Annotated in this window: 19 protein-coding genes and 1 pseudogene; 4 read left to right on the forward strand and 16 right to left on the reverse strand. The window is 68.2% G+C overall.

Features of this window, described 5'->3' with window-relative positions; translation table 11 throughout:
- Nucleotides 1-258 precede the first annotated feature (258 nt).
- Together AB0D27_RS06635 and AB0D27_RS06640 are read right to left on the reverse strand one after the other, a co-directional pair.
- Nucleotides 259-2001, reverse strand: coding sequence for a hypothetical protein (locus AB0D27_RS06635; RefSeq protein ID WP_362502973.1), 1743 nt, complete (start codon nt 1999-2001; stop codon nt 259-261).
- A gap of 832 nt (nt 2002-2833) precedes the next feature.
- The gene (locus AB0D27_RS06640; RefSeq protein WP_362502976.1) at nt 2834-3292 is read right to left on the reverse strand and encodes a MarR family transcriptional regulator; all 459 of its coding nucleotides are present in this window, start codon (nt 3290-3292) and stop codon (nt 2834-2836) included.
- Between the two features lie 184 nt (nt 3293-3476).
- Here AB0D27_RS06640 and AB0D27_RS06645 point away from each other — a divergent pair, with 184 nt between their 5' ends.
- From AB0D27_RS06645 to AB0D27_RS06655, 3 genes are all read left to right on the forward strand, one after another.
- Nucleotides 3477-4562, forward strand: coding sequence for a substrate-binding domain-containing protein (locus AB0D27_RS06645; protein ID WP_362503413.1), 1086 nt, complete (start codon nt 3477-3479; stop codon nt 4560-4562).
- A 443-nt stretch (nt 4563-5005) separates the two neighbouring features.
- On the forward strand, nt 5006-6043 hold the full coding sequence (locus AB0D27_RS06650) for an aliphatic amidase (protein ID WP_362502979.1): 1038 nt from the start codon (nt 5006-5008) through the stop codon (nt 6041-6043).
- Between the two features lie 29 nt (nt 6044-6072).
- On the forward strand, nt 6073-7176 hold the full coding sequence (locus tag AB0D27_RS06655; RefSeq protein WP_362502982.1) for an AAA family ATPase: 1104 nt from the start codon (nt 6073-6075) through the stop codon (nt 7174-7176).
- 236 nt (nt 7177-7412) lie between these two features.
- Here AB0D27_RS06655 and AB0D27_RS06660 read toward each other — a convergent pair whose 3' ends face one another.
- From AB0D27_RS06660 to AB0D27_RS06675, 4 genes and pseudogenes are all read right to left on the reverse strand, one after another.
- A complete protein-coding gene (locus tag AB0D27_RS06660) occupies nt 7413-8651 on the reverse strand; it encodes an acetyl-CoA acetyltransferase (protein WP_362502985.1) in 1239 nt (412 codons plus the stop codon).
- Nucleotides 8648-9355, reverse strand: coding sequence for a CoA transferase subunit B (locus AB0D27_RS06665; RefSeq protein ID WP_362502988.1), 708 nt, complete (start codon nt 9353-9355; stop codon nt 8648-8650). The genes AB0D27_RS06660 and AB0D27_RS06665 overlap by 4 nt, the downstream gene beginning before the upstream one ends.
- 2 nt (nt 9356-9357) lie before the next feature.
- Nucleotides 9358-10137: pseudogene (locus AB0D27_RS06670) on the reverse strand (CoA transferase subunit A).
- 28 nt (nt 10138-10165) lie between these two features.
- Nucleotides 10166-10780, reverse strand: coding sequence for a hypothetical protein (locus tag AB0D27_RS06675; protein ID WP_362503452.1), 615 nt, complete (start codon nt 10778-10780; stop codon nt 10166-10168).
- Here AB0D27_RS06675 and AB0D27_RS06680 point away from each other — a divergent pair.
- The gene (locus AB0D27_RS06680) at nt 10755-10811 is read left to right on the forward strand and encodes a hypothetical protein (RefSeq protein ID WP_362503415.1); all 57 of its coding nucleotides are present in this window, start codon (nt 10755-10757) and stop codon (nt 10809-10811) included. The two genes, AB0D27_RS06675 and AB0D27_RS06680, sit on opposite strands and share 26 nt — an antisense overlap.
- 359 nt (nt 10812-11170) lie before the next feature.
- On the opposite strand, the gene AB0D27_RS06685 is transcribed toward AB0D27_RS06680, so the two are convergent.
- The 10 genes from AB0D27_RS06685 to AB0D27_RS06730 all read right to left on the reverse strand — a co-directional run bounded on the left by AB0D27_RS06685 (nt 11171) and on the right by AB0D27_RS06730 (nt 22035).
- Nucleotides 11171-12058, reverse strand: coding sequence for an NAD(P)-dependent oxidoreductase (locus AB0D27_RS06685; RefSeq protein WP_362502991.1), 888 nt, complete (start codon nt 12056-12058; stop codon nt 11171-11173).
- 82 nt (nt 12059-12140) lie between these two features.
- On the reverse strand, nt 12141-13067 hold the full coding sequence (locus AB0D27_RS06690; RefSeq protein WP_362502994.1) for an NAD(P)-dependent oxidoreductase: 927 nt from the start codon (nt 13065-13067) through the stop codon (nt 12141-12143).
- A gap of 64 nt (nt 13068-13131) precedes the next feature.
- Nucleotides 13132-14136: a substrate-binding domain-containing protein gene (locus AB0D27_RS06695; protein WP_362502996.1), complete on the reverse strand. Its 1005-nt coding sequence runs from the start codon at nt 14134-14136 to the stop codon at nt 13132-13134.
- Between the two features lie 95 nt (nt 14137-14231).
- The gene (locus AB0D27_RS06700; protein WP_362502999.1) at nt 14232-15335 is read right to left on the reverse strand and encodes an ABC transporter permease; all 1104 of its coding nucleotides are present in this window, start codon (nt 15333-15335) and stop codon (nt 14232-14234) included.
- Nucleotides 15332-16357, reverse strand: a complete 1026-nt coding sequence (locus tag AB0D27_RS06705; RefSeq protein WP_362503001.1) for an ABC transporter permease — start codon at nt 16355-16357, stop codon at nt 15332-15334. The genes AB0D27_RS06700 and AB0D27_RS06705 overlap by 4 nt, the downstream gene beginning before the upstream one ends.
- Nucleotides 16358-16412: 55 nt before the next feature.
- Nucleotides 16413-17999, reverse strand: a complete 1587-nt coding sequence (locus AB0D27_RS06710) for a sugar ABC transporter ATP-binding protein (RefSeq protein ID WP_362503004.1) — start codon at nt 17997-17999, stop codon at nt 16413-16415.
- A complete protein-coding gene (locus AB0D27_RS06715) occupies nt 17996-18862 on the reverse strand; it encodes a class II fructose-bisphosphate aldolase (protein ID WP_362503007.1) in 867 nt (288 codons plus the stop codon). Before AB0D27_RS06715 ends, AB0D27_RS06710 begins: the two co-directional genes overlap by 4 nt.
- Nucleotides 18856-20328, reverse strand: coding sequence for a four-carbon acid sugar kinase family protein (locus AB0D27_RS06720; RefSeq protein WP_362503010.1), 1473 nt, complete (start codon nt 20326-20328; stop codon nt 18856-18858). The genes AB0D27_RS06715 and AB0D27_RS06720 overlap by 7 nt, the downstream gene beginning before the upstream one ends.
- Nucleotides 20325-21008, reverse strand: a complete 684-nt coding sequence (locus AB0D27_RS06725) for an aspartate/glutamate racemase family protein (RefSeq protein WP_362503012.1) — start codon at nt 21006-21008, stop codon at nt 20325-20327. Before AB0D27_RS06725 ends, AB0D27_RS06720 begins: the two co-directional genes overlap by 4 nt.
- A gap of 352 nt (nt 21009-21360) precedes the next feature.
- A complete protein-coding gene (locus AB0D27_RS06730) occupies nt 21361-22035 on the reverse strand; it encodes a FadR/GntR family transcriptional regulator (protein WP_362503014.1) in 675 nt (224 codons plus the stop codon).
- Nucleotides 22036-22103: the final 68 nt, after the last annotated feature.

A 22103-nucleotide genomic window follows, 5' to 3' on the forward strand; every position in this document is an offset into this window, starting at 1 on the left:
TCAGCCTTCGACCTGACTGCGCGACCTGGTCCGCGTCGTCGGCCCAGGCACGGCGGAGGGCGAGGAAATCCTCAGTGGTGCGCAGCCGCGGCGTCGTGCGATCGACGTCGGCGACGCCCACGGTGTCCGGGCCGGACCCGGCGTCCCCGTGAGGTATGAACCCTCGTCAGAGAGCTGCGCGTGGCGCCGGATCGCCAGGCTGGAGGCGGACCGGCGATCCCCGGGCATCGGCGGGCGCAGTCGGCGCTCCGGCTGTGGTCAAACGGACTTGTGGACCTGGGGAGTGCCGAGTAGCACCGGTCCGACTGCTGCCCCGGGCTTCTTGCACTCGTCGTGGCACTGGCTCTCCAGGCTGCAGCAGAGGCTGCACACCAGGGACTGCGTGAACGGGCAGTCAGCCATGTCGGGGCGCTCGTAGGCGGTTCCGCAGGTGCCACAGGCCAGTTCCTCGGCCATGTCGACCTCGCCGGCCTCGGGACCCGCCACCAGATTGGGCCGGGCGATGTAGTACTTGCCCTTGGTGGCCCAGGCCAGCAGCGGCGAGAGGGTCATGGCGAGCACCAGAGCGATCAACGGACTGAACGCGTAGGTCCAGCCGTCGCCGAAGACCTTGAAGAACGCCAGGACGGAGATGAGCGAGGCGACGGCCATGGACCCGAAGCCGACCGGGTTGATCGCGTACAGGTAGGCGCGCTTGAACTCGATGTGCTTCGGGCTCCAGCCGAGCGGCTTGTTGATGAGCAGGTCGGCGCAGACAGCTCCCACCCAGGCGATGCCGACGTTGGAGTAGAAGCCGAGGATCGTGTTCAGGAAGCTGAACATGTTCAGCTCCATCAGCAGCAGGGCGATGCCGACGTTGAGCGCGACGTAGTAGACACGGCCGGGGTGGCGATGGGTGATCCTGGAGAAGAAGTTCGACCAGGACAACGACCCCGAGTACGCGTTGGTAGTGTTGATCTTGATCTGGCTCATGATGACGAAGATCGTGGCCACCGCGACGGTGGCACCGCCGAACCAGGGCTTGATCGCTTCGGCGTACTGGTGGATGGGCTCCACCGCGTCCACTGCGGTGCCACCGAGCTTGAGGAGGGCGACAGCCAGGAGGGCACCGCCGATCTGCTTGGCGGCCCCGAGGATCACCCAGCCCGGGCCGGCGACGGTCGTGGCCACGTTCCACGCCCGGCTGTTCTCCTTGGTCTTCTTCGGCATGAACCGCAGGTAGTCGGCCTGCTCACCGATCTGTGCGATCAGGCTGAGCGCCACTCCCATACCGAGTCCGAAGGCGTGCCAGGAGAAGGAACCGTGCGCGCCGTCGGTACCGGGGAAGGAGCCCAACTGGCCGAAGGCGTGCGGGTTGTGGATCGCCACCACGACGAACGGCAGGGCGAGCAGGATGAGCCAGAACGGCTGGGTCCACACGTGCAGTTTCGCGAGGGCTTTCATGCCGTAGACGACGATCGGAACGATCAGCAGCGAGGAGACCAGGTAACCAACGGGCAGGGGCAGGCCGAAGGCGTACAGGAAGCCCTGGGCCATGATCGAGCCCTCGAGGGCGAAGAAGATGAAGGTGAACGAGGCGTAGATGAGCGACGTCAGGGTCGAGCCGAAGTAGCCGAATCCCGTGCCGCGGGTCAGTAGGTCCATGTCGACGCCGTACTTCGCGCAGGCCCGCGCGATGGGCACGCCTGTGACGAAGATGATGACGGCCGCTGCCAGGATCGCGGTGATACCGGACGCGGCACCGTTCGTCAGGACGATGGAGGCACCGATGGCGAAGTCGGCGAGGTAGGCGATGCCTCCGATGGCCGTCGTCGCCACCACGTACGGCGTCCACTTGCGGAAGGACAGCGGCGCGTAGCGCAGTGAGTAGTCCTCCAGGGACTCGCTCGCGGCTGCCTTGGCGTAGGTACGGTTCGGCGCGGTGAGAACGCCGGACGGTGCTTCGGCTGAGCTGCCGACGCCGGTCTCGCCGGCTTGGGTGCTTTCGGGAACAGGGGACATCGGGTCGTCCTCTCGGAGACGCCTCGGGCGGTTGGATGTCGACTGCGTTGGCCACCGACGCACCGTTGCACCGGAGGGGCGACACTTCCGTAAGAAACTATTTCCTCAGAAAGTTTGCGTCAAGAGCCGGGTGTGGGCGACGGCAGACGGCCCTCCGGGCCGCGCACTGTCGGAACCGGTGCGGCACGCTGCCGACGCCGGTCTCGCCGGCTTGGATGCCTTCGGGAACAGGGGACATCGGATCGCCCTCCTGAAGGAGGCTCGGGCGGTTGGATGTCGGCCGTGTGTGCCACCAACGCACCGTCGCACCGCAGGGACGATGACAACCGTGATGCCGATCAAGGTTATTTGGGCGACGAAATCATTAACAGCTTGTAAATCGAACGCCGCTGACCTGCCGATCGCCCAGGGAGTCCGAGGCGACGCCGTAGGTGCATCATCACCGAAAGCCTTGACGTGGTCGCCACGCAGGGGCCGGTCGCATGGCGCCGCTGCCCCGCGGCACGCGCACTCGCGGCGCAGGCAGCGGCCCTACCTGCGACTGGGTAGCACCGCGCCAGACCCAGCGGCTGAGCAGGAAGTCTGTGGCCCTCGCGCGGCGCCGGATGCCTGGAGACGCCCGGCATGTGATCACACAGGGACCGGGCGCCGACCGCGACTACTCCTTCGTCAGCACCCTGTTCCAGGACGTGGCCCGGCTACCGCAGGTCAGACGACCGCCGGACGGAGCGACCACCACGGGGTGGCGCGAGCTTTGTTCGGGATCGTCACCCGGCGCGGGGGTCCTGTCGCACTGCGGCCGCCGTGCCGAGGGGCGCGCGTGGCTGCCTTTTCAGGGCAGCCGCCGGTCGGCGCGGACCAGCAGAGAGCACAGCTCCTGCGCGTCACCGCCGAGCAGCACGAACAATTCGGACTCCTCCTGCTCCATCCTCTGCTGCAAGGAGCGGTACACACTCCGGCCGCGAGGAGTCAGCAGCGCCAGCACACGCCGCCGGTCACTCTCGTCCACCCTGCGGTGAACAAGGTTGGCGGCCACCATACGATCGACCACCTTCGTCAGCGTCGGCGCCGGCACAAGGGCGTACTCCGCCAACTCCGTCATGGTGTGTCCGCGCTTGTCCGCGAGGAGGGACAGGACCCGCCACTGTTCGAGAGTGCTGCCCGCTGCCTGGAGGGCGGCGGCGAGCCGGCCCGAGACCTTGCGCTCGACCGCGGCCAGGAACCGCGGAAGGTCTCCGGCGGTACGGATGACCGGATCGGGCACCTGCGGCGCCGTCTGCGATGATGCCATACGCTCCACCCATACCCATTTCTCATGAAAATTTTCATTTCGGAAACACTTCGATAGTAGCGTGCCGTGGAGCACGAGAGGGCCTCAGCGCCGGTGAACGGTGGCGGGGGTCGTCGGGAGCGAAAGGTCGCTCGTGAACCTGATCGACTCAACCTCTGCCCACGGCCTTGCGGGGGGCGGCCTGATCCGCCAAGAGAGGGTCCTCGACCGGCACCGCCGGTCGTCCGATGCGATCCGCATCGCCCTCGTCGTGCCGCTGCAGGGCCCGGCTGGGATCTTCGGACCGTCCTGTGAGTCCTGCGCCCAGCTGGCCGCCGAGGAGGTCAACGCCGCCGACGGAGTGCTCGGTCGACCAATCGAGTTCGTCGTGGTCGACGGCGGGGCACCGCCGCACGCGGTGGCCGACGAAGTCGACCTGCTGATCACGGCAGGTGCGGTGGACGCCGTCATCGGATGGCACATCTCCAGCGTCCGGAAGGCCGTGATACCACGCATCGCCGACCGGGTGCCTTACGTTTACACCCCGCTGTACGAGGGCGGCGAGCACGCACCCTGCGTCTTCCTGGCGGGCGAGACGCCCGGGCGCCAACTGCGTCCGGCCCTGGGCTGGTTCGCGGAGGAACTCGGTGTACGCCGGTGGGCGATCGTCGGGGACGACTACGTATGGCCGCGGCGCACCGCGGCGGCCGCGCGCCGCTATTTGGCGCAGATCGACGGGATCGTCAGCGACGAGATCTTCGTCGCGCTCGGCACGGAAACATACGACGACGTGCTCCGGCGCCTGTGCGCGGCCACCCCGCAGGGCGTGCTGATGTTGCTCGTGGGTGCGGACGCGGTGGCCTTCAACCGCGCGTTCGCCGACGCCGGGCTGCATGAGGCGTGCGTGCGTTTCTCGCCGCTCATGGACGAGACCATGGTGCTGGGCAGCGGCGCCGCCGCCACCAGGGGGCTGTTCGCGGCGGCCGGCTTCTTCGAGACGCTGGTCACCGCCGACAGCCTCGACTTCAGCGCCCGCTATCACCGCCGGTTCGGCCCCCTGGCCCCAGTGCTCAACAGCATGGGCGAGTCCTGCTACGAGGGGGTGCGGCTGCTCGTCGAGCTGTTCAACAGGGCGGGCAGCACCGACATGCGGCAGATCCGGGAGTCGTCGGACGGTCTTGCCTACGACAGCCCGCGTGGCCCGGTGCGCCTGCGAGACCGGCACTTGGAGCAGCGGGTGTTCCTCGCGACCGTTGAAGGCCTGCAGTTCGACGTACTGCACCGCTTCTGACGCTTACTCATGGCCGCCTGACTGCCTGGATGTTCGGCCCCTTCGTGTCGTTGGCCGCCACTCGCGGCGGCCTCACTCTTGACATATCTTTCCGTTAGAAATACTTTCTGCAGGAAGTAACTAATAGAGGGTACCCGCACGGTGCCGCCGCGGGGGCGGGGCACCCGTGCTTCCCGCCGGGGTGCACGAGGAGGGCATGACCGGGGACGCCGAGACCGCCTGCGGACGCTGCCGCGAACCGCAGCGGAGAGCACCGCCGGAAGGGCTGGACCAGGAACACCCGGCGCGGGCACCGCCCTTGACGACGGGCCGCCCCGCACGGCCGAGGCTCCCGGCCGCGTGTCGCACCGCCGACGTCCCGCCATCCGTGCCCCGCCCCCTTGCCCATCCCTTGCCAGCGACCACTCGGCAGCACGACCGCCGAGCCAGAGGAAAGGACGCCCATGCGTCACGGAGACATCAGCTCGAGCCCCGACACCGTGGGCGTCGCAGTGGTGAACTACAAGATCCCCCGCCTGCACACGACCGCCGAGGTCCTCGAGAACGCCGGGAAGATCGCCGAAATGGTCGTCGGGATCAAGCAGGGGCTTCCCGGCATGGACCTCATCGTCTTCCCCGAGTACTCGACGATGGGGATCATGTACGACAAGGACGAGATGTTCGCGACCGCGACAACCGTTCCCGGCGCGGAGACGGACATCTTCGCCGAGGCCTGCCGGAAGGCCAAGACCTGGGGGGTGTTCTCGCTCACCGGTGAGCGCCACGAGGACCACCCGGACAAGCCGCCGTACAACACGCTCGTCCTGATCAACGACCAGGGCGAGATCGTGCAGAAGTACCGCAAGGTCCTGCCCTGGAACCCGATCGAGGGCTGGTATCCGGGCGGCCAGACCTACGTGACCGAGGGCCCCAAGGGCATGAAGGTCTCGCTCATCGTGTGCGACGACGGCAACTACCCGGAGATCTGGCGGGACTGTGCCATGAAGGGCGCCGAGCTCATCGTGCGGTGCCAGGGCTACATGTACCCGGCCAAGGACCAGCAGGTCCTCATGGCCAAAGCCATGGCGTGGGCCAACAACTGCTACGTCGCGGTTGCGAACTGCGCCGGTTTCGACGGCGTCTACACCTACTTCGGCCACTCCGCGATCATCGGCTTCGACGGGCACACGCTCGGCGAGACCGGCGAGGAGGAGTACGGCATCCAGTACGCGCAGCTGTCGGTTCCGGAGATCCGCGACGCCCGCAAGAACGACCAGGCGCAGAACCACCTGTTCAAGCTCCTGCACCGCGGTTACACGGGCGTGTGGAACGCAGGAGACGGCGACAAGGGCATCGCCGACTGCCCGTTCGACTTCTACAAGACCTGGGTCAACGACGCGAAGAAGGCCCAGGAGCAGGTGGAGGCGATCACACGCGACACCATCGGCGTGGCCGACTGCCCGGTCTACGACCTGCCCACCGAGAAGGTCATGGAGGCGTAGGACCGCGATCGATCGTCGAAAGAAGAGTCATGCATCTCGAAGCGAGCGACCTCAAGGAGCAGCTGACAGCGCGCGTGATCGGCCAGGATCACGCCGTCGACGCACTCGTCCGAGCGGTCACAATCGGGCGGTCGGGACTCCTGGAGCCCGACCGCCCCCTCGCCGGCCTGCTGTTCGTCGGCCCGACCGGGGTCGGCAAGACACAGCTGGTGCGCGCGCTCGCGGAAGTACTGCGCTCGGGTCCGGAGGACTTCTGCCGTATCGACATGAGCGCGCTCGCGCAGGAGCACTACGCGGCTTCCCTGGCGGGGGCACCGCCCGGATACACGGGGAGCAAGGAGGGGCTCACCGTTCTCGATCGCGCGCTCATCGAGTCCGACGGAGACCGGCCCGGGATCGCGCTTTTCGACGAGATCGAGAAGGCACACCCCACGGTCGTAGGCTCACTGCTGCACGTGCTCGACAACGGGCGTTTCACGCTCTCGAACGGAACTCAGACGATCGACTTCCGTAACTGCATCGTCGTCATGACCTCCAACCTCGGCTCCCGAAAGATCACAGCGCACCGCAGGGGTAGCAACAGGCGGCGGTGGTCCCGACGCTCGGCACCCCGGTCTCAGGCCGGCGAGCTCGCGAGCTTGCTCGTCCACCCGTCGGCGGAGGCCGGACACAACGCTGAGGCCGACATCCTCGCGACCGCCCTGCAGGACTTCTTCGATCCGGAGTTCCTGAACAGGTTCGACGAGATCGTCGCGTTCGGTCGCATCGACAGCCGGACGGTCGTCGAGATCGCCGGGCGCGAGGTCCTCCTCGTCGTCGACCGCCTGCTCGAGCGCTCGGTGCGCGTCCACGTCGCTCAGGACGTCGTCGCCCGTCTGGCGCGAGTCGGCTACGACGAGGTCTTCGGCGTGCGCGCCCTCAAGCGCACTGTCCGCAGGGAACTGCTCACGCCCCTCGCAGAAGCCCTGGCCACCGAGCGGCCCCGTCCGGACGCGCCCGTGTCCGTCCACGTCCGGATGAACGGCGACCGCGTCGCGTGCACGGTCAGGCAGGAGGCCCTCGATCCCCCACGCAGCCGCGCCGACCCGGCAGAAAGCCGCACCAACCTGCCGCCGGCCGCGACCCGCGCCTGAGAGCGCGAACCGTCCTGCGGTCGATCCGTCCAGACGTCACCCGCCGAGACTGATATTGCTCTCCTCACGGTCCCGGGCACGGTCGCATCCGGACCGTGAAGAGAGGCGTCCGTGAGGAGAATCCGGGGATTTCGCGGCACTGGGGACGCGGAGACTCGGCTGCGTAACACTCTCCCCAGCCACGCACGTCCTCGCAGTCCGTGCGGTAACGACCCCGGTGGACGGGTCTGAGCGATTCACGCTCCGGCCGTTTGGGAAATCACCGTGCACACAACCGTTGCGGTACTGCCTCCGAAGTTCAGCGTCCCGAAGCGCCGGGCGCCCTGGACCTGGTACCCCTTCGCCTGGTGGGTCACCTGGAGGTAGCCGTCGAGCATCATGCGGATGCCTGTCGCCCCGACGGGATGCCCGACGCCGATGAGTCCGCCACTGGGGTTGATGGGGAGCTCACCATCACGTCGGGTGATGCCGTTGTCGAGCACTTCGCCACTGCGGCCGGGCTTGGCGATGCCGAAGTGGTCGATGGCCAGGTACTGGGAGACCGTGAAGCAGTCGTGGGTCTCGATGCCGTCGAGCTCGAAGACGTCGTCGATCCCGGCCCGTGAGAAGGCGTCGTGGATCGCCTCGCGGACATGCGGGAAGACGTATTCGCCGTCGGCGCTCGCGTCGAGCTTGTCCTGGAGGTGCAACGTGGCGCTGCGATGTCCCCATCCGGCAATGCACGCGACCGGTCCACGGATGCCGTCCGCGTTCCGGCGCAGCCAGCGGTCGGAGACCAACAGGATGCCTGCGCCGCCGTCGGTGACCTGACTGCAGTCATAGCGTCGCACCCGGCCCACGATTGTGGGGTTGACCATGTCGTCGTCGGTGAAGCACTCGGAGGGGGTGATCCAACCACGGGTCTGTGCCTTGGGGTTGGTCTTGGCATGGGCGATGTTCTGACTCGCGATCAGGCGCAGATGCCGGTCCTGAAGTCCATAACGCCGGTCGTACTCTTCGGTGATCCGCGAGAAGGTGAAGGGCCATACGTAGTCCTGCCCCTCTCCTTCGCGCCCGACCCACGAGGCTGACGCCAGGTAACCCGCGCCCACGTAGCCGGGTACGTTGCGCTCGATCTCGACGCCGAGCACGAGCGCCACGTCGTACCGGCCGGACTCGAGGTCGGTCATGCCCGCCATCACCGCCACTCCCCCGGACGCACACGCTGCCTCGTGTCGCGTGGCGGGCACACCTGACAGGCTCGGAACGACGCCGGCGACCATGGCGCCCAGGTGGCCCTGTTTGACGTAGAACTCGCCCATGGCATTGGCGACATGGATGACGTCCACCTGCTCGGCGGCGATACCGGCGGCGCTCAGGCTGCCGGTCGCGGTCTCCTTGACGAGGTCGCTGATGTCCAGCGACTCCTTGGTGATGTTGCGGGCGAAGTCGCTCTGGTAGCCACCGATGATCCATACGGGCTGCTGCGTCGTCATGGTGAGTCCTTTGGTTGCGTCGTGAGCCGGCCTGCCACGACGGGTTCGGGTGAAGGTCCTGAATGGGCTCTGCGCCTCGTGATCAGTTCCGGTTCGGTCGCCGCCCGTACCTCGGCCTCGGTGACACCAGGGGCGCACTCCACCAGTCGCAGCCCCTGGTCGGTGACGTCGAGGACGGCCAGGTCGGTGATGATCCGGTGGACGACCCGTTGGCCGGTGAGCGGCAGGGAGCAGCGGTTGACGACCTTGAAGGCGCCGTCCCTGGCGAGGTGTTCCATCAACACGATGACTTTGCGGGCGCCATGGACCAGGTCCATCGCGCCGCCCATCCCCTTGATCATCTTGCCGGGGATCGCCCAGTTGGCGATGTCTCCCTGCGCAGAGACCTGCATGGCTCCGAGGATCGCCGCGTCGATCTTGCCGGAGCGGATCATGCCGAAGCTCGTGCCCGAGTCGAAGAAGCTGGCGCCCGCCCGGAGAGTCACGGTCTCCTTGCCCGCGTTGATCAGATCCGGATCCTGGTCACCGGTGTACGGGTACGGACCCGTGCCCAGGATGCCGTTCTCGGACTGCAGGACCAGCTCGGTGCCGTCGTGGACGTGGTTGGGGACCAGTGTCGGCAGGCCGATCCCCAGGTTGACGTAGTCGCCGTGGCGCAGCTCCCGGGCCGCGCGAGCTGCCATCTGTTCCCTGGTCAGTGACATCGTCAGTCTCCCGGGAGCTCGGACGGGCGGAAGCGGGTGGTCAGTCGTTCGATGCCCTTGTCGGCGACCTGAGCGGCCGTCAGGAGCAGCACCCGGTCGATGTAGACCCCGGGGAGATGGATGGAGTCGGGGTCGAGGTCGCCGGGCTCGACCAGCTGCTCGACCTCGGCGACGGCGATCCTTCCGGCCATGGCGCAGACGGGGTTGAAGTTGCGGGCGGCCATGCGGAACACGAGGTTGCCGTGGCGGTCCCCCTCCAGGCCCGCTACGAGGGCGAAGCCGGCGCCGAGCGCCCGATCGAGCAGGAATGATGTCCCCTCGAATTCGGAGACCGGTTTCGGCGGCGAGGCATCGGCCACCGAGCCGTTCTCCGCGTACCGCCAGGGCAGTCCCCGGCCGCGACCTGGGTTCCCACGCCGGTCCTGGTGTAGAAGGCGGGAATGCCGACCCCCGCGGCGCGCAGGCGCTCGGCCAGCGTGCCCTGAGGGCTGAGTTCGACCTCGAGTTCACCACTCAGGTACCTGGCGCGCGAATTCCTTGTTCTCACCGACGTAGGAAGAGACCATGCGCCGGATCTGCTTGCGTTCCAGGAGTTTTCCCAGGCCGATCCCGTCGGTCCCGCAGTTGTTGGAGTAGACCTCCAGGTCCGTGATGCCCGCGTCCGCGATCGCGTCGATGAGCACGGCGGGAATCCCGCAGATGCCGAAGCCGCCCGAAGCGATGGTCGCTCCGTCGCCGATTCCGGCAACGGCCTGAGTGGCGGTGGAGACCACCTTGTCCACGGTCTGTTCCCCTTTCAGGTCTCACGTTTCAGGCGAGCTTGGCGAGTTGGGCGAGAACGGTCTCGGGCACGGCGTCGGCGGGGATGTCCGCGACGAGGAAGTCACCCGAGGGCGCGTACGCGTCGTCGGTGAACCAGTACGTGTGCGGGATCAGGGTTCCGGTGACGGCGGATCCGAGGAGCCCTACGCCGTCCTGGGTCCTTCGGCCGAGGGTCCACCGGTAGTGGTCGGTGATGTTGGAGATGGGCTTGTAGGCCGAGTCCTCCACGGGCGGCAGCTGTTGCGCAGCGGTCCAGCGGTCGTCGAGAAGCAGCATCGACACCGGAAGGGCCGACAGCCGCCGCAGCCAGTCCGCGACGTACATGGCGGCATTCTCCGCGTCCTCAGCGTCGAGGTCGGTCACAGCGCCGGCGTCACTGAGCACATGGGTTCGTGCCAGCCAGTGCATCGGTGACGGGATCTGCAGGATCAGTGGCGCCCCGGAGGTCTGCGCTACGACACTGGCCAGCTCGACGGCGCGGCCGGCGACCCTGTCGTCGGCCAGGAGGGTCTTGAGCGCGTATCCGGTACGTGTCCGGGCGGACAAAAACCGCGTCGAGGCCGCCGCCGCACTCGGCATCGCGCGCTCGTCGCTGTACCGCAAGCTCAAAAGCTTCGGGGTCACCACCATCTAGGGCTCGGCCGACGCCCGGGAGCGTAGGCGGCCTGTCCCGCCAGTGATCCGCTCCCGGGCGTCGGCCGAGGACGAGAAACCGGTCGGACTCCGTCGTCACGTTGCGGCACCAGCTCGGTGACCTGCCGCTCCGCCGTTCACGTCACCCCTCGATACCGGACACCACGACGAAAGCCGTGCCCCGATCCGCGATGGATCGGGGCACGGCCGTGATGAGGAAGGGCGGGGTCAGGCAGCCCTGTCCTCACCATGCTTCGCCGACACGCTGCTCTCGGGCACCTCCTACGGGTGCAGGCGTCGGAGCTGCCCGGCCGGCGCTTGGCGAAGTCGTTGGAGACCGGGCGCAGCAGCCCGGCCCCGTCAGGCCTCGGCGCGGGCGTTGCCGTCCTCGTCGAGGTAGTCGCGCCAGGAACGCTTCGGCTGCCAGCCGAGCATGCGGTGTGCCTTGGCGCACGAGATGCCGGAGGCGTCCACCCGTGCCAGGTCCCGGACCTCGATCTGGTCGCCGTAGTACTTGCGGACGATCTCCGCGAAGTCGCGGCCGCCGACGTTGTCGGGCGAGGCGATGTAGAAGACCTCATGGCCCGGCAGGTCGGACTCGGCCGCGAGGACGATCGCGTCCGCGAGGTCGTAGGCGTCGATGTAGCTCCAGAGGTTCGGGCTGAGCACCGACGCGTCACGCACCTGCGGTCCGAGGTTGCGCTCGTAGTTGCCCTTGTGCTGGACCCAGCTCGGCCGGATCGAGATGGCCCGGATGTCCGAGCGCTGCACCGCCGCGTCCATCAACTGCTCCGAGAAGACCTTGGACAGCGCGTACGGGTCCTGCGGCCGGACCGGGTGCTCCTCGTCCACCGGCACGTACTGCGGCAGGAACGGCCGTTCCGGGAAGAAGAATCCCGGAACGGTCTCCGAGGAGATGTTGACGAAGCGCTTGACGCCGAACCGGACGGCCGCCTCGAGCACGTTGAACGTCGCCATCAGGTTGTTGTGGAAGACCACGTGCGGGGGGTTGTGGGTGGGCTCGGGGATGGCCGCCACGTGGACCACGGCGTCGTGGCCGCGGACCAACGCGTACGCGTCGCCCGCGTCGGTCAGGTCGGCCTGCTGGTAGTCGGCAGTGCCGGGGGCCGCCCGGTCGAAGTCCGGCCGGGACAGGTCGGACGCCGTCACCTGGTGCCCGGCCTGGATCAGGGCCTCCGTGGTGGCGCGCCCGACCTTGCCCAGGGCGCCGGTTACGAGGATTCGCATGGTGCTTCTCTCATTCTTTCTTTCGGGTTCCGCCGAGGTACCCGGGCCGGATGTGTACCGGACAGGGCGGTGGGGCGGTCTTTCAGGGGGTTGTTTCACCCGGCGGTGGGGTGTGGCCCTCGGCCCGGTTGGTGTTCCACCGGCGGAAGAGCTCGATGAGGCTGGAGTCGTCGGCGTCGGAGAGGCCCTCTCCGACGCCCACGGTGAACATCTGGGCGGCCGCGGACGCCATCGGCACGGGCACGTGCCCGCGTTGTGCCTGTTCCACGACCAGGCCCAGGTCCTTGACGAAGAGGGACAGCGCGCTCTGCACCGGGTCGTAGGTCCGCTGCAGCATCCGTTGGCCGCGATCGTCGAGCATGAAGGATCCCGCGGCGCCGCCCCGGATGGTCCGCCACACGGCGGTGGAGTCCAGTCCGAGGGATTCGGCGTAGGCGAGCGCCTCGGCCGCGGCGGCGATGTGCACACCGCACAGCAGCTGGTTGACCAGTTTCACGGCCTGTCCGTCGCCGACGCTGCGGCCGACCTGGACGACCGTGCTGCCCAGGACATCGAGGACCGGCCGGCACTTCTCGAACGCGTCGTCCGGTGCGCCGGCCATGATGACGAGGTCCCCCGTGGCGGCGCGGGCCACGCCGCCGCTCACCGGAGCGTCGACGACGGCCACTCCCCGCTCGGCCAGAGCGGCGGCCAGGTCCCGCACCGGGTCGGGTCCAATGGTGCTCATCACCACGACGGTGGAGCCCGGTGCGGGGACGGGGTCCGCGCCATCGTGGGGGAACAGTGCCTGGCGAGCCTGGGCCGTGTCACGGACCATGACCATGATCAGGTCGGCGTCCTGGGTGGCCTGCGCGGGGGACGCGGCCACCGCGATGCCGTCCGACGCTGCCCGGGCCTGAGGGCCGGCCGCCCGGTCGAAGGCGGTGACTGCGGCGGCACCGGAGATGTGGAGCCGGCGTGCCATCGGCAGGCCCATGGCACCGAGTCCCAGCCACCCGACCTTCATCATGCGACCTCCTTTTCCTTGGCCGGGAAGACGGGAATCTCCCTGGCCGGTGGGGCTGTTTGGTGGGTCACCACTGGTAGTCGTCGATATTGCTCTTGGTGAAGACCAGCGGCTTGGAGAAGGTGATGACGCCGTTCTTCGCGGTGAAGGTGCCGAGGTCGCCCGCGGTGAACGTGCTGTTGGGGCCGATCTTGTTGTCGTGTGCCAGCCGTGCCACCTGCATGACGAGCTGGCCCTCCTTGGTCTCGTCCCACAGCGGTGAGCAGGCGATGATGCCCGACTTGACGTACTGACGGATGGACGCGGGGTCGGATGTTCCGGTCACGAAGACCTTGCCGGTCTTGCCCAGCTTCTGGACCGCTTCGGCCGCACCGGCCTCGGCGGCACCGTCGGGGGCGATGATGGCCTTGACGTTCGGATACGCCTGGAGAATGTTCTGCGCGGCGGTGAGCGAGTGCGACGGGCTGGACTGCCCGTACTGCGTCGTGACGATCTTGATGTTGGGGTAGTTCGCCTTGAGGTTGTCGTTGACGGCCTTGATCCACTGGTTCTGGATGGTCGCGTCGGGCGTGGACGACAGGATCGCTATCTGGGCCTGCGGTCCGGCCGGCTTCGCGACGCAGTCCACCAGCGCCTTGCCCATGGCGGGGAGGTCGGTGTTCTGGATGAAGAAGTCCCGGGCCGTCGGCAGCACATCGGAGTCGTACGAGATGACCTTGATGCCCTGCTTCCTGGCCTGAACCAGGGTGGGTGCGAGCACCGACGGGTTGTTGGCGGTGGTGGTGATCACGTTGTAGCGCTGGGCGATGAGGCTGTTGAAGACCTGGACCTGTCCCTGCGCCGAGGCGTCGACCGGCCCGGTGTAGTTGAACTTGATGTTGAGCTTGGCCGCGGCCGACTGAGCGCCCTGCTCGTTGGCCTTGAACACGGCCAGGCCCACGAGCTTGGGGACCATCGCGACCTTGATCTGGCCGCCGGACGATGCGGTACCAGTGGCGCTGCCGCAGGCGGTGGTGATCAGCATGGTCGCGGCTGAGGCCGCTGCGATGGCCGCCCATCTGGTGCGGGACATGGTACGGGTCATGATGGTTCTGCCTTTCTCAGGGGTGTACGGCGCTGTACTGGAGCCGGCCGCGGCTCGGGGGGACGGGCCGGACGAGGGGTGGGTTAGTGCGGGGCCTGCCCGGAGGTGACCGGGTGCGGATGGGAACCGCGCAGGTTTCGGAGCCGGTTTCGCAGCTGCTCGGCGGGGCTGCCCTCGGCCGAGCCGGCGAACATCTTCACCGCGATGGCGGCCAGCATGACCACGCTGACGACCATGTTGCTGGCGAGCTGGGAGTAGCCGGAGATGAGCAGGCCCTGGGTGAGGTAGCCGAGGGCGAAGACCGCCACGATGACGCCGATGGCCCTGCCCCGGCCGCCGAAGATGTCCACGCCGCCCAGGACGATCATCGTGAGGGCGGGCAGCAGCAGGCTGTCGCCCAGGTCGGCCCGGACCGCGCTGTAGAACGCTCCGAGCATCAGCCCGGCCACGCCGGCCATCAGCGAGGAGAACATGTAGGCCCGCACCAGCTGAGTGTTGACCTTGATCCCGGAGTACCGGGCGGCACTGGCGCTGTGCCCGATCATGGTGATCGACCGGCCGAATTCGGTGCGGGTCATGAGCAGGAGGACCACGGTGGCCAACACCGCGAAGATGATCAGCTGAAGCGGGACCTGGCCGATCGTGCCGGTGCCCAGGGTGGTGAAGGACGTGGGGAAACCGTACGGCGGGGAATTGCCGGCGACTCCGGTGGCGATGCTGGTGGCGATGAAGCCGACGGCCAAGGTACCGATCAGTGGTTCCAGTCGGCCCCGTACCACCAGCAGGCCGTTGACCAGGCCCACCAGAAGGGCCACCAGGAGGCCGCCGAGCGCGGCGAGCCAGATGTTCGTGCCGCCCTTCCACAGTGCCGCCATCACCACGCCCGACAGGCTCGCGGTGGAGCCGACCGACAGGTCGATGCCGCCGCTGAGCACCACCGGCGCGAGACCGAGGGCAACGATGCCGGTCGTGACGAACTGCTGGGACAGGGAGAGCAGGCCGCTGCCGCCGTTGAAGAAGTCCGGTGAGCTGACCGAGAAGTAGACGAGTTCCACCACGAACAGGAGCAGCAGGCTGGATTCCCAGCCGCCGAAGCTGCTGATCACGCCTCTGGCGCGGGCGGGTCGCCGGTGCCTGACGCCTGCGCTGTCCGCGGGTGGCTTGGGGGCTGTGGACAGGTCGGTCATGATGTTCTTCCTTCCGCGCCGGTTGCAGGGCGGGAGAGTCGGGCGTCGAGCAGGACGGCGATCAGGATGAGGACGCCCTGGCCGGCGGTGTTCCAGATCGCCGGCACGCCGGAGAAGACGAGGGCGGTGAGCACCAGTGAGAGGAACAGGCTGCCGAGCACACCGCCCAGCACGCCACCGCGCCCTCCGCTGATCATGGTTCCGCCGATCAGGACCGCGGCGATGGACTGCAGTTGCATGCTCTCCGCGGTGCCGGTGGTGGCGGTCGCCGCGGCGGTATGCGCGATGTAGACGAGCCCCGCGAGACCCGCCAGGAGTCCGCTGACCAGGTAGGTGCTGAAGACAGTGAGCCGGACGGGGATGCCGACCGCCCTCGCTGCCCGTTCGTTGTTGCCCACCGCGAAGACGTTGCGCCCGAAGGCCGTGTACCGCAGGACCGCCCAGCACACCACGGTGAGGACGACGAGGAGCAGCACGGGCCGGGGCAGACCGGGTACGAGGGTGTTGTTGCCGAATGCCGCGTACGACGCGGGCACGCTCGTGACCTGGTCGCCGTTGGTGTAGAGGAACTGGAAGCCGCCGAAGAGCCCGAGGGTCCCGAGGGTGACGATGATCGGCGGAATGCGGACCACGCTGACCAGGAGGCCATTGACCGCGCCGAGCACCAGTCCGATCGCCAGCGCAAGCAGGACGGCGGGCCACAGTCCAAGTCCGTTGCGTGTCGACATCAGGCCGGTGACCACCGCGGTGAGCCCCATGATGGGGGCCACAGACAGGTCGATGCCCCGGCTGATGATGACGAATGTCTGGCCGAGCGCGATCAGCCCGAGGACGACCGAGTTCAGCATGATGAACTCGATGTTGCCGCGGGTGAGGAACCCGGGGTGGACGGATCCGACGAGGGCACTGATGACGAGGAGCGCCACGACGAGCTGCGCCGAGCGGTTGCGCAGGATGGCCCGGGCCGACTGCCGGCGCAGAGGCGGAGCCACTGGTGAGAGATGCGTTGCTGTTGCTTGCATGAGCGCTCCTGGCGCGGGTGGGCTGCGGGTACGGGGAGTTGGGTCTCGCTGCGGGTCAGGCTTCGGGATCAGCAGATCCGAGGATGAGCCGGCCGATGTTCGCCATGGAGATCTCCTGGCCTGTCAGCTCTCCGACGATCCGGCCTTCGTAGACGGCCAGGACGCGGTCGCAGAGCCGGACCAGTTCCTCCAGCTCGGAGGAGATGACCACGACCGCAAGACCCTCTTGGGCCAGGCCGTCGATGACTTCGTAGAGGTCTTCCTTGGCGCCGGCGTCGACACCGCGGGTGGGCTCGTCGAAGACGGCGGCTTTCGGGGAGGTCAGGAGCGCTTTGCCGAACAGGCAGCGCTGCTGGTTACCGCCGGACAGCGATCGGATGGGCAGGTCGAGCGAGGCCGCGCGAACTTTCAGCCTCTGTGCCATCTCAGCCGTCTCGCGCTGCTCGCGGCCGAGGTCGAGGAGCCCGAACTTCGATGACCGAAGGCGGTTGACGACGCTCGCCGACACGTTCTGGGTGACCGTCATGTCCAGGAAGGCGCCGTTCTTGGCCCGGTCCTCCGGCAGGTAGACCAGGCCGGCGTCGATGATCTGGTGCAACGGCAGAGAGGACAGGTCGGTGCCGTCGATCGTCACGGTTCCGGTGGTGCGGCCCCGCAGGTTGACCATGGTCTCGGCGATCTCGGTGCGTCCGCTGCCCACCAGGCCGGCGAAGCCGAGCACCTCGCCGCGCCGGACCGTGAAGGAGACCTCGGAGAACGCCGGAGGGCTGCTCAGCGCGGAGACCTCGATGACCGTCTCGTCGGTGGCATGGCTGGTCTCCTTGCGGCGGCCCAGGTCGATGGCGCGGCCGACCATCTTGTGCACCAGGTCCGCGGGATCGGCCCCGGGACCTTCGACGCTGCCGACCAGGTGTCCGTCGCGCAGCACGGAGATGCGGTCGCTGATCTGGAGCACTTCGTCCATGCGGTGGCTGATGAAGCCAAGCACGTAGCCCTGTCGCTTCAGCTCGCCGATGACCTCGAAAAGGCGCTCCACCTCGTGGCTGGTCAGCGGGGAGGTGGGTTCGTCGAAGAAGATCACTCGGGACTTGCGCACCAACGCCCGTGCGCATTCGAGCAGTTGCTGCTGGGCGATGGTGAGGGTGCCGACCGGGGTCTTGACGTCCACCGACAGGCCGACCAGGGGCAGGACTTCCTCCGCCCCCCGCCACATCTGTGTCCAGTCCAGGACCCGCAACCCGCGGCCGCGCTTCGGGCTGATGCCGAGGTAGAGGTTCTCGGCCACGGACAGATGCGGGAGCAGCGAGGGTTCCTGCGGGACCAGGTAGACGCCCTGTTCCAGCGCGGCGCGCGGGCTCCCCAGCGGCACCGAGGTGCCGTCCATGCTGAACTGCCCCGAGTCGGCCCGATAGATGCCGGAGAGGATCTTCAGCAGAGTCGACTTGCCCGCCCCGTTCTCGCCCATCAGGGTGTGCACCTCGCCGGGGCGGAAGGCGAGTGAGAGGTCGGCGAGGACGGTGACGCCGGAGAACGCCTTGCTCACGTGCTCGGCCAGGTACTCCTGCTGGAGCGCGTGGTCGGGCGCGGGAATGGCGGCAACGCGTCCGGAGCGGGTGGCTTCTCGAGTGGTGACGCTGCTCATGTTTCCTGCCCTCCTTGTGGCAGCCCGGCGAACAGCCGGATGCGGTCCTCGGCTGCGGCCGCGACGGAGTCCCGGGCGGCGTTCAGCACGCGCTGCAGGTGGTAGCCGTCGTCCCGGGCAGGGGCCAGGGTCCGGTCGAGGGCGCCGAAACAGGCCCGTCGCAGTTCGGCATTGACATTGATCTTCGCGACGCCGCAGCGGATCGCCGCGCGCAGTACGTCGTCGTCGATCCCCGAGGCGCCGTGCAGGACGAGCGGGACCTGGACGACCGCGGCGATGGCGGCCAGCCGGTCGAGGTCGAGTCGGCCGCCGGCGGCGCTGAATCCGTGCACGTTGCCGATCTGCACCGCCAGCGCGTCCACTCCGGTGCGCTCCACGAATTGAGCCGCCTGAGCCGGATCGGTCAGCAGCGCCTCCGGCCGGGCGGACACCGAGCGGTCCTCCTCGCCGGGTATGGCACCCAGCTCGCCCTCCACCCACACCCCGGCTTTGTGTCCGGCGGACACGGCGGCCCTGGTGAGCTCGACGTTCTCCTCGAAGGGCAGGTGGGAGCCGTCGACCATGACCGAGGAGCACCCCAGGTCCAGGCACGCCTGGATCTCCGCGAGGTCGCGGCTGTGGTCGAGGTGGACGCCCAGGGAGGCCGGCGACAGGCCCGCGACGTCGACGACCAGGCGGGTGAGCACCCCGAGGTCGACGTGGCGGAAGGCACCCGCTCCGAGCTGGAGGACGGCCGGCCGGCCGGCGGCCTCGGCGGCCCGGCACAGCGCGATCGTGGTCTCCAGGTTGTAGGTGGTGAACGCGCCGACCGCGCGGCGCTCCTTGCGCGCGGCGATCAGTTCGCCCGCGTCGACGCTCAGCACGAGGTGTCTCCATTCAGTATGCGGACGGCGGCGAGCAGGTCGTCGCCGCCACCGACGTTCCCGGCGAACACCACGTATGGGAGGCCGACGTCGATGCCGTCCTCGGCCTGCCAGACCGAGACCATCCCCGGCAGCAGCGAGCCGAGCACCTTGGCCCGGCTGCCGGACAGGCCGTGGGTGAACACGTCGCTGGACGTGATGCCGCCCTTGGCAAGCAGGTAGCGCGGGGATCGGGCCCTGACGACCTGGTTGACGGTGGTGACCAGCGCCTCGGATACCGCCCGGGCGATGGCCAGGCTCTCCTGCCCGTCGCCGCCGGTGACCAACTCCCTGCTGGTGACCAGCAGTACGTCTCGGCGTTCCAGTGCGGACAGCACCTGCCGCACCGCCGCTTGGACGGCGCGGTCGGCTTCCGCCGGATCGAGCAGCGAGCGGACGTCGAGCTCGACGCGCTCCACGTCGCCGCTGTCCTGCAGTGTCGTGACCTGCAGGGTGGTCAGCGCGACGTGCGAACCGACCACCACCAGGCCATGCCCGCTACGCGGTCCGCCCGGGTAAATCTCCTCGCCCCGCAGCGGCGTGCGTTCGCTGATGCCGCCCCGGGCCCTGACGAACGACGGGCCGGTGCGGTACAGGAAGTGCCGTCCCTCCGCCTCCACCTGGAGGACCGCCAGGACGACCGCGTCCAGGTCGGTGGCGTCGAGCGCGTTCACCACGGCGACCCGTCCGTCGCTCAGCTCACGCAGCAGTGCGGCGATCCGGTCGGGGCCGCCGGAGCGGATGTCATCGAGGCCGATGCTGAGCACGTCCTGCGCCCTGATCCCTCCACCGGTTACCTCCTCGACGTAGGTCGGCAGGTGGGAGGTGGAGAAGGAGAACGTCGCGTCGGTGGCGTAGTGCGAGTCGGCGACCGGTCGGAGCCAGTCGTCCTCGACGATCCAGTGCTCGTCGCCCACGGTCACCCGGCCGGCTTCCAGGTACGACGGGCAGAAGATCACGCCGTCGACACGCTGCCCTCCCGCCCCGAGCGTCTCGATGATCGCTGAGGTTTCAGCTGCGAAGTGACCTCGCAGCGTCGAGTCGCCACGGCTGACCACGCTCACGGGCACACCCTCGGCATCTGCGGCCACCAGCAGGTTCGCCACGACCTCACAGTTGACGGCCGTCGCCTCCGCCTCGTCCAGGCTGCGGGTGTTGGTCAGGACGTAGGCCACCCGGCTCTCGCGGGTCAGCACCCAGCGCAGGTCCTCCACCCTCCACCGGGTCACCACCGGCACGTTGTGAACGGTCTGCGTCCCGGTGGGGTCGTCGTCCAGCACCACGATCCGCCGACCGTCCACCGCGAAGGCCGCCTCCAAGGACGCCTGCCAGACGCCGGCGGCGGCCGGCCCGGGCAGGCCGGCCAGCACGTCCGCGCGGCGCGCCCGGCCCCGCTCGGCGTGATGGTGAGGTGCGGTCAGGCTCATGCCGACTGCCCTTTCAGTACGCGCACCGCGTTCTCCACACCGCTGCGCGGGCTGGAGAGCACGGGTTTGCCGACCGCCTCGGCGATGGCCGGGGCCAGCCGTGCCATGGACGCCTGGGCCAGCACGATCGCGTCGACCTGGGCGGCCAGCTTGCGCGCCCCCTCCAGCACCAAGGCGTCGTGACGGTCGCGGTCACCGGACATCAGCACACCGAAGGCGCCTTCACACAGATGCTCGATGACGGTGATGGAACGGCCCGCTGCCTGGGCCTTCTCCTCGACCAGTGCGCGGGTGGGCGGCAGCGTGGTGGGGACAGTCGCCATGACACCGATGACGTCGCCGGCGTCGACCGCGGCAGCGGTCATGGCATCGTCGATCTTGATGATCGGCACGGACACCACTCGCCGGGCCTCGTCGATGGCGGGCCCCAGCGAGGAACAGGCGGAGAAGATGACCTCGGCGCCGGCGGCTTCCGCGGCCTGGGCCAGGTGCACCATGCGGTGGGCACTGGCGGGCGAGATGAACCCGTCGCTCATCACGGTCGCGAGCACGTCACTGTCGACGAAGTGCATGACCTTGGCGTCGGGCGCCAGCTCCGCGAGATAGTTGTTGATCATTGGTTCGACGTTGACGAACACGAAGCTGGTGTGCAGCACAGCAATCGAGGATCCGGTGGACACCGGGGCCTCCTTCGGGGTGTGGGACATCGGCCCCCGTGCCGGATCGGCTCGAGGACAGGCAGGCACAGCGGGGCACGCACCGCAGCGGCGCGGGCAGAGAAGGAGAGACGGGCCCCGCACTGACGGCGGGAGCTTGCCGCCCGGCATGGCCGGGTGGGCACGGTCCACTTCCGGAGCGTCACGCCGACCGGGGGCGTCGCGAGGCGACGTGCCGGGGTCCAGGCATGGCTATACCGGTGTGGACGGAACGGTGTTCAAGAGTGTGTGCGAGGTGGCTTCAGGGTGGGAAGCCGTGGCTCGTACAGGTATGTATCAGTTGTGCATGTTATTCAGTCGCGTCGACGGTCGGCACTCAGCCGGAGGAGGCGACATAGTGATCGAAGTCGTCTTCGGTCTGGCACATGTGATCGATCATGGCCAGCCGGGCGGCTTCGGGATCCCGGCTGCTCAGCGCTGCCAGGACGTGCCGGTGCTGTTCGATGGCGTGGTCCCTGATCTCCGCGTGAGAGGAGGTCTGGGTCCGCGTGACATGGAGCAGCTGACTGATGGGGTCGAACAGCGCCGCGATAAAGGGGTTGTGCGACGCGGTCAGGATGATCTGGTGAAACCCGAGATCGGCGCGGACGAAACCCTCGACATCCGCGGCCTTGGCCGCGGCGATCATGTCGGAAAGGCTTGCCTCCAGAGCCGCGAGGTCCTCCTCCGAGCATCGGGTGGCCGCGAGTTCGCAGGCGGCGGCCTCGATGAACCGTCGCGCCTCGATCAGGCGCTTGGGCAACGAGGGGTCGGAACCGACCCGGTGGGCGAGCAACTGCGGGTCCAACGCAGACCACTGTGACACCGGATTGACGAACATTCCCCTGCCGTGGTGCACCTGGACAACCGACTTGCTGACCAGGCTCTTGATGGCCCCACGCAGGGTCGGTCGACTCACGCCCAGGCGACTGGCGAGGTCCTGCTCATTGGGAAGGGTGGAACCGGCGGGGTACGTGCCCGAGGTGATGTCGCGGATCAGCGCGTCAGCCACCGTGTCGACAAGATCCCGTCGCTCAACCATTCCCAGCTCCTTACACCTCAGACGTCAGAGGACTTGAG

The sequence above is a fragment of the Streptomyces sp. NPDC048415 genome (assembly GCF_040651675.1).
Classification (GTDB): domain Bacteria; phylum Actinomycetota; class Actinomycetes; order Streptomycetales; family Streptomycetaceae; genus Streptomyces.